Annotated in this window: 6 protein-coding genes; 2 read left to right on the top strand and 4 right to left on the bottom strand. The window is 38.0% G+C overall.

Features of this window, described 5'->3' with window-relative positions; translation table 11 throughout:
- Positions 1–92: 92 nt before the first annotated feature.
- The 4 genes from bcp to DUT68_RS15320 form a co-directional block, all read right to left on the bottom strand.
- Positions 93–557: a thioredoxin-dependent thiol peroxidase gene (gene bcp / locus DUT68_RS15335; protein ID WP_113639093.1), complete on the bottom strand. Its 465-nt coding sequence runs from the start codon at positions 555–557 to the stop codon at positions 93–95.
- 83 nt (positions 558–640) lie between these two features.
- The gene (locus DUT68_RS15330) at positions 641–2362 is read right to left on the bottom strand and encodes a M23 family metallopeptidase (protein WP_113639092.1); all 1722 of its coding nucleotides are present in this window, start codon (positions 2360–2362) and stop codon (positions 641–643) included.
- 5 nt (positions 2363–2367) lie between these two features.
- Entirely contained in the window at positions 2368–2979 is a 612-nt protein-coding gene (locus tag DUT68_RS15325; protein WP_113639091.1) for a fumarylacetoacetate hydrolase family protein, read from the bottom strand.
- A gap of 100 nt (positions 2980–3079) precedes the next feature.
- The gene (locus DUT68_RS15320) at positions 3080–3589 is read right to left on the bottom strand and encodes a T9SS type A sorting domain-containing protein (RefSeq protein ID WP_237088352.1); all 510 of its coding nucleotides are present in this window, start codon (positions 3587–3589) and stop codon (positions 3080–3082) included.
- Positions 3590–3761: 172 nt separating this feature from the next.
- On the opposite strand from DUT68_RS15320, the gene DUT68_RS15315 reads away from it, so the two are divergent.
- Both DUT68_RS15315 and DUT68_RS15310 read left to right on the top strand, forming a co-directional pair.
- Positions 3762–5360 carry an arylsulfatase gene (locus tag DUT68_RS15315; protein ID WP_113639090.1) on the top strand — a complete coding sequence of 533 codons (1599 nt, stop codon included), beginning with the start codon at positions 3762–3764 and terminating at the stop codon, positions 5358–5360.
- Positions 5361–5441: 81 nt separating this feature from the next.
- A complete protein-coding gene (locus DUT68_RS15310; protein ID WP_113639089.1) occupies positions 5442–7406 on the top strand; it encodes a KUP/HAK/KT family potassium transporter in 1965 nt (654 codons plus the stop codon).
- Positions 7407–7416 lie beyond the last annotated feature (10 nt).

Raw genomic sequence — 7416 nt, 5'->3', positions numbered from 1 at the left:
CATCCTAAATAATTAATTGTTAAGTTTGTCTAACTTTTTGGGGGCAGTCCATAAATAACCTGAGGGATTTCTTTTTAGGGTTGATCTAACGCTTACGCCTGTAATAGTTCTAAAACCTGTGCCGTTGAGTTTTTTGTATCAACTTTTTTAATAATGTGGGCAATATTTCCTTCCTCATCAATTACAAAAGTAGTCCTATTGGTGCCCATATATTTTTTACCGTACATATTTTTCTCAGCCCATACGCCGTAGTCTTCCACAATCTTTTTATCGGTATCAGCTAACAGGGTAAAAGGTAAGCTATGTTTAGTTACAAATTTCTGATGCGATTTCTCATCATCAACGCTTACGCCAAGCACCTCAATACCCTTTGCTTTTAATCCTTGGTAATTGTCTCTAAAATCGCAAGCTTCGGCTGTGCAGCCCGGCGTGTCATCTTTTGGATAAAAATATAAAACCACCTTTTTGCCTTTAAATTGATCTAAGCTAACTGCGTTGCCATTCTGATCTTTGGCAGAAAACATTGGCGCTTTATCGCCTTCTAGTAATGTACTCATGTTTGATAATGATTAAGTGATAAAGTTATAAAATGCTTGAATAATATTTCATGTCATTGAACTTCTGTCTTCCAGCTTCAAGCTTATCTGTAAAATTCAATGGCGTAGCGCTTAACATTGTCTTTCATATCGGCTACTACAAGCTCAAATCGGTGTTTACCGCTCGTTGTTCTTTCATCAAATGTATGCCAAAGATTGGCAGTCTTTGCGTCGAACTCCATTAAAACCCATTTCCCGTCAATATAACCGTTAAAGCTTTTAATGCCCGATAAGCCATCACTAATTCTAAATTTCATGCTGCTAACTGCCGACATGTTTTTTCCGTTGGCTACGTTTACAGGGATAATATTAGGTGCAATGGTATCAATAGCAACAAAAAAACTACCGAAATTGCGTGGCTTAGCTTTTACCCATCCATTTTCAAAATAACCACCTTGCGATGAACGATTGGTGTTTACAATTAACGCTTTGTTCTGGTATTTTAACAATGCGCTATCTGGTTTAATCCACAGCTCAAAACCGGTGTGCAAAGGCGTTAGCGGATTGTGAATTTGGTGAACTTCAGAAAATGCATTGCTTTGAGGCTTGGCAGTTTTTTTATAGGTAAAGTTTAAATCGTTGTATAACGTGCCTTTGGGTAAACCTACTTTTACATCGTCCTTATTAAATTCATTTTGCCTGTTGTAGGTAAAGCTTGTTCCCACGGGAGTTTCTGGCGTGTTAATTACTGCTTTAGGATCGGCTAGCACATTGAAAGATAGTGTGCTTTTATTACCTCGGGCATCGCTAATGATATATGTTACCTGGTGAGTTTTTCCATCGTTAAATACAACGCGGCCATTATTTACTAAGTTGAAATAAATTTGAAGTGGGTTTCCTGGATCAACAAAGCTTTTTTGTATGCTTTGTTTGGTGCGAAGGTAAGTAGGATAATCAGTGTGTGAATTGATGGCTTTACTGTTTTCAAAACTGAATTTTTCCAACGCAGAAGTGTAAACTTTGCTGCTATCAACCATTAACTCTATGGAATACACGCCGTTGTTTCCGGATGCTCCATTATGCCTATCATTCACTACAATTCCAAACCCAACCTCGCCACTTAAATGGATGGTGTTTACCTGGTTGATTTTGTATTTGCCATTGCCACCAGCAATTTGAAAGTATTGTTTAGGGGTAAACTCGTTAAAAGGTTTTCCGTTAGTACGATACACATACATTGCATGGATGATCGGAGGGATATTGTCGGGGATGCTAATGCCCAGCAATTGAGGATTAATGGTTGCTTCTGTTTTGCTATCTCTGATTTCGAAGTGCAAATGTGGTCCTCCAGAGCTGCCCGTATTACCAGTATAGGCAATTACTTCGCCTTTTCGTACCGGGATTAAAGTTGCTGATGGAAATTCGTCAATTTCATACGATTGATTTTTATACTGGATACCTTTTACAATCTGTGCAATTTTAGGATTAAACCTCGATAAATGCCCATAAACAGTGGTATAGCCGTTGGGATGGGTAATGTATAACGCAAGTCCAAATCCGCTGTTTTGTACGCGAAGCCTAGAAATGAATCCATCAGCAGGTGCATAAACAGGGTAACCTATCCGCTGATTGGTACGAAAGTCGATACCCGAATGGAAATGGTTAGCCCTTAACTCCCCAAAAGATCCCGCTAGGGCAGGTGGGGTAATATCCAACGGTGGCCTAAAATCTGTTAAAGGATAATTGTTGTTGCTAAAAATTTGCTGTGCTTTTAAAGAAATAGAGCTAGAAAAAAGTAGTAAAAAGTAGAAAATATAGTTACGCATCAAATTTATTTTATTTCGAAGTTAAGAAGTTGCTTGTCCTCAAGCCATGCTTCCAGTTGATCGCCTTTATTTACTTGGCCAACACCTTCTGGGGTGCCAGTAAAAATAAGGTCTCCTTTTTTCAAGGTGATGTACTGTGAAACAAAGGCTATAATTTTTTCAAACGAGAACAACAAATTTGCAGTGTGCCCCAATTGTTTAGTCTCACCATTTTTTTGCATTTCAAACTTCAAATCGTACATGTTGGCGTATTCATTTTTAGGAATGAAATTGCTAACCACTGCTGAATTGTCAAACGCTTTAGCGAGTTCCCAAGGAAGCCCTTTTTCTTTGTGTTCCGCTTGAATGTCTCTAGCTGTAAAATCTACACCTAGCCCAATCTCATCATAATAGTTAGAAGCAAATTTCTCTGCAATATGTTTTCCTTCTTTGCAAATTTTTAGTACTACCTCCAATTCGTAATGGATATCATTGGAGAAATCTGGCAAATAAAAAGGCTTATTGTCCTTTAATACTGCTGTATCGGGTTTTAAAAAGATGATAGGTTTGGTTGGGATGGCATTGTTTAATTCGGCGGCGTGTGCGGCGTAGTTTCTGCCTATTGCAATAATTTTCATAACACAAAAATATACTTTATTGCTGTAAATTTAATTGCATTATATCTAAAGCGTTTCTATAAAATTAGTTGCTGATGGATTGAGGATAATACAGTATTGATTAAAGTACTGATATTCTTCTGATCAGCGGCTCGCCACCGGCTACAATGCGTAGAAAATAGATCCCGGCGTTTAATTTAGCAGGCATGTTATAGGTTTTGGTGTGTTCACCATGTGGCATTTTTTCGTTGGCAAGCGTTGCAATTTCGTTACCTAAAAGGTCGGTAATTTTGATGGAGAGGTTGGTTTCTTTTTCCAGTTTTAAGTTGATGTTCAACTGTTCCACCACCGGGTTGGGATAAATTTTTAGAATTGTTAAAGTTTTTCCGCTTTTTTCACGAGGTGCTTCGCCGTTACCGCTATTTGATGAAAGTACATTATAGCTTGGGCGATAGGGCTGTACGCTACCTTTTATCACCGGAATTCTGCTTACTACTTTGGCTTTGGGTTTTAACCAAATTTTGTTCGAATCTATTTTTTGGCCAAAAACTGAAAGACAACCGAATACAAGCATTACAATTAAGTATGCTAAACGGCTTTTGAGCGCTATTTTTCTTGCAGTTGTCTTCATTTAAATGTTCCACAAAAATATAAATAAATAAACAAACAATTTAAACAAATAGAAGGCCTAACTTAATTTTTAACAATATTTAACAGCCTAACTTTCAATATAAAATTTTTCATTTGTTTTCTTTTAAATTTCGATTTGTTGTATATTGATTTCGATTTACTTTAAACGAAATATGAAAAAAGTTTTTCTCGCTTTGCTGATGTTAGCTTTTGGTTCGGCCAAAGCTCAAAATAAGCCTAATATTGTTGTTGTATTAGCAGATGACATGGGTTATTCTGACCTTTCTTGTTATGGCTCTGAAATCAAAACTCCAAACATCGATGCGATAGCCAAATCAGGCGTGCGGTTAAAACAGTTTTACAATACTGGAAGGTGTTGCCCTACAAGAGCATCGTTACTGACCGGGCAGTATGCACATAATACTGGCTTGGGGTTTATGACCGGGTTTGATCAAAATAGCTACGGCTACAGAGGAGAGATTAATAAAAATTGCGTTACTATTGCTGAAGCTCTTAAGCCTGCCGGTTACAAAAGTTACGCTAGCGGAAAATGGCATGTTTGTGCCAATATTAAACCAAAAGGTGATAAAAGCAACTGGCCTTTGCAGCGTGGTTTTGATGGATATTTTGGAATTTTGCAGGGTTCAGCAAGCTATTTCACTCCCAAAACGCTTACCTCGGGTAATAAGCCGCTAAAAATAGAGCAAGGGTTTTATTTAACTGATGCAATTGCCGACTCGGCAGTTCATTTTATTAGTCAGCAAAACACTAAAAAATCGCCGTTTTTCTTGTATGTGGCTTATACTGCACCTCACTGGCCACTACATGCTAAGGAAGCCGATGTTAAGAAGTATATGAGTGTGTACGAAAAAGGATGGGATAAACTCCGCGAAGAACGTTATGAAAGGCAGAAAAAACTTGGACTGGTAGGCGATGACATTAAATTGAGTCCCAAGGATACCATTCCGTCATGGGACAACATCCCCGTAAAGGATAGAGTGATGTGGGTAAAACGGATGGCTATTTATGCAGCACAGGTTGATTGTATGGACAAAGGCGTCGGGCGCATTACCGATATGTTGAAGAAAAAAGGACTTTACGATAATACCATTGTAGTTTTCATGTCCGACAATGGCGCTTGTGCCGAATATTTAAGTCGAAGTACACCAGCCTTGGAAACTATTGGTACTGATAATAGTTACGAAAGTTATAGAGGGTACTGGGCAAATTTAAGCAATACGCCCTACAAGGAATATAAAACCAGAAGCTATGAGGGTGGTATTAAAACGTCGTTTATTGTAAGTTGGCCCAACCAAATTAAAAATACAGGGGTTATTCTCAATAATAATCAACCAGCGCATGTCATCGATTTGATGCCTACTTTTTTATCGGTAGCGGGTGTTAAGTATCCAACAATTTATAATGGAAATACAATTAACAAGGTCAACGGACAAGATATTTTGCCCTTGTTGATGGGTAAAACCATCCCTCAACGTACTTTATATTGGGAACATGAAGGCAATATGGCAATTTTGGACAATCAATGGAAATTAGTGTCTAAAAGTACGGAAGAACTGCCTTATCAGGGAGCGTGGGAGCTTTACAATTTAAAAAACGACGGTTCCGAATTGAACAACCTGGCGAGTAAAAATCCTCAAAAAGTAAAAGAACTGGAAGCAAAATGGATAGCTTGGGCTAAAGCAAATAACGTTTATCCAATCAATGGAACCAGTATGAAAAAACGCGGTGAAACGTTTGCTCGTGAACACTAATTATAAGCAAGTACAGCTATTTTTTGAAATAGATTTTTATCCGCTATATATTTATGTAATTTTGCTTCAAAATTATACTGAGTGTCAAATCATAAGAACGCTAATGCCCTTACTGCCGGTGGGTTATTAGTAACATTGGGAATCGTTTTTGGGGATATAGGTACATCACCATTATATACGCTTAAAGCAATATTTAAATCAGTTGTAGATTCAGGTCAATCGGTCAACGAGCCTATCGTACTAGGTGCACTGTCGTGTATCATTTGGACGTTAACCCTGCAAACTACCGTTAAGTACGTTATCATCACTTTAAGGGCCGATAACAAAGGAGAGGGTGGTATATTTTCGCTCTATTCCTTAGTACGTAAAAAAGCCAAATGGTTGGTAATTCCGGCTATTATTGGTGGTGCGGCACTTTTAGCGGACGGTATGATTACGCCAAGTATTACGGTTACATCTGCTATCGAAGGCTTGAAGCTTAAATTTCCGGAGGTACCGGTAATTCCCATTGTAATTTCCATTATCGCTGGCTTATTTATCATACAACAGTTCGGAACCAATTTGGTGGGAAAATTATTTGGTCCCATCATGTTTTTTTGGTTTGCCACTTTGGGAGTAATTGGTTTCTTGCAGGTAATGCATGATCCATCAATTTTTAAAGCCTTAAGCCCATACTACGCCATTCATCTGCTGGTTACAAATCCGCAAGCTTTATTGATTTTAGGAGGAGTTTTCCTTTGTACAACAGGTGCCGAAGCGCTTTACAGTGATTTAGGACATTGTGGTAAAAATAATATTCGCGTTAGCTGGGTTTTCGTTAAATCAATGCTAATCCTTAACTATTTAGGGCAAGGAGTTTGGGTGTTGAAAAACGCACAAGGTTATAATCCACACGATGAATTATCTAATCCTTTTTTCCAGTTAGTTCCTGAAAATTTAGTGCTGTACCTGGTGATTTTAGCCACCACAGCGGCAGTAATAGCTTCACAGGCAATGATCTCTGGCTCGTTTACGCTAATTTCCGAAGCTGTAAGGTTAAACCTATGGCCAAAAGTGCGCATCAATTATCCTAGTGTGCAAAAAGGACAGTTGTATGTGCCATCAATCAATTGGCTACTTTGCGTAGGGTGTATCATCATCGTACTTGCCTTCCAACGATCTGATAACATGGAGGGTGCTTATGGATTGGCGATCAACTTAACTTTCTTGATGACTACCGTTTTGGTGGCTGTTTACATGTTGAGGAAGAAATTTCCAATGTATTTGATTGTGCTTTTTGTAATTGTATACACTGGTATCGAAGTAGCTTTCTTGGTTGGTAATATGGCTAAATTCATCCACGGTGGTTGGGTAACTTTAATGATTAGCATGGTGCTGTTAAGCGTAATGTGGACTTGGTATGCGGCCAGAAAAATCAAAAATAGATTTGTAAAATATGTTGAGATTGAAGATTACTACGATATTATTACAGAGCTAAGTAACGATACATCGGTTCCAAAATATTCGTCTCAATTGGTTTACTTAACCAGCGCTAACTTTAAAACAGAAATCGAATCTAAAATCATATATTCCATCATACAAAAGGAGCCAAAAAGAGCTGATGTGTATTGGTTGGTGCACGTTGATGTAATGGATGAACCTTACACTATGGATTATAAAGTGGAGTTCTTAATTCCTGGAAAGCTAATCCGTATTGATTTTAAACTTGGATTTAGGATTGAACAGCGTGTAAACCTACTTTACAGGAAAGTGGTAGAGGAGTTGGTGAAAAACGGCGAGGTGGATATTACTAGTCAGTATACTTCTTTAAATAAACATAAAATAGCTGGAGATTTCAGGTTCGTTTTACTTGAAAAAACTTTAAGCAAGTTCACTAATTTGAGCTTCTACGAAGAAACCATCATGGATTATTACATGATTCTTAAAAAGTTGAGCTTATCTGAAGTAACTAGTTTTGGTTTGGATTCAAGCTATGTTGACGTAGAGAAAGTGCCGTTGATTTTCGTTAGTCCGGATGATATTGAAATGCACAGGTTGCCTGTGTAAGTACAGTTTG

Source organism: Pedobacter zeaxanthinifaciens (genome assembly GCF_003313335.1).
Lineage (GTDB): Bacteria > Bacteroidota > Bacteroidia > Sphingobacteriales > Sphingobacteriaceae > Pedobacter > Pedobacter zeaxanthinifaciens.
The sequence above is the reverse complement of the archived record's forward strand: the minus strand, read 5'-3'. Positions and strand labels throughout refer to the sequence as shown.

What these genes read in the sequence shown, in the direction of transcription:
- bcp (WP_113639093.1), bottom strand. Translation starts at nt 557, where the DNA reads ATGAGTACATTACTAGAAGGCGATAAAGCGCCAATGTTTTCTGCCAAA.
- DUT68_RS15330 (WP_113639092.1), bottom strand. Translation starts at nt 2,362, where the DNA reads ATGCGTAACTATATTTTCTACTTTTTACTACTTTTTTCTAGCTCTATT.
- DUT68_RS15325 (WP_113639091.1), bottom strand. Translation starts at nt 2,979, where the DNA reads ATGAAAATTATTGCAATAGGCAGAAACTACGCCGCACACGCCGCCGAA.
- DUT68_RS15320 (WP_237088352.1), bottom strand. Translation starts at nt 3,589, where the DNA reads ATGAAGACAACTGCAAGAAAAATAGCGCTCAAAAGCCGTTTAGCATAC.
- DUT68_RS15315 (WP_113639090.1), top strand. Translation starts at nt 3,762, where the DNA reads ATGAAAAAAGTTTTTCTCGCTTTGCTGATGTTAGCTTTTGGTTCGGCC.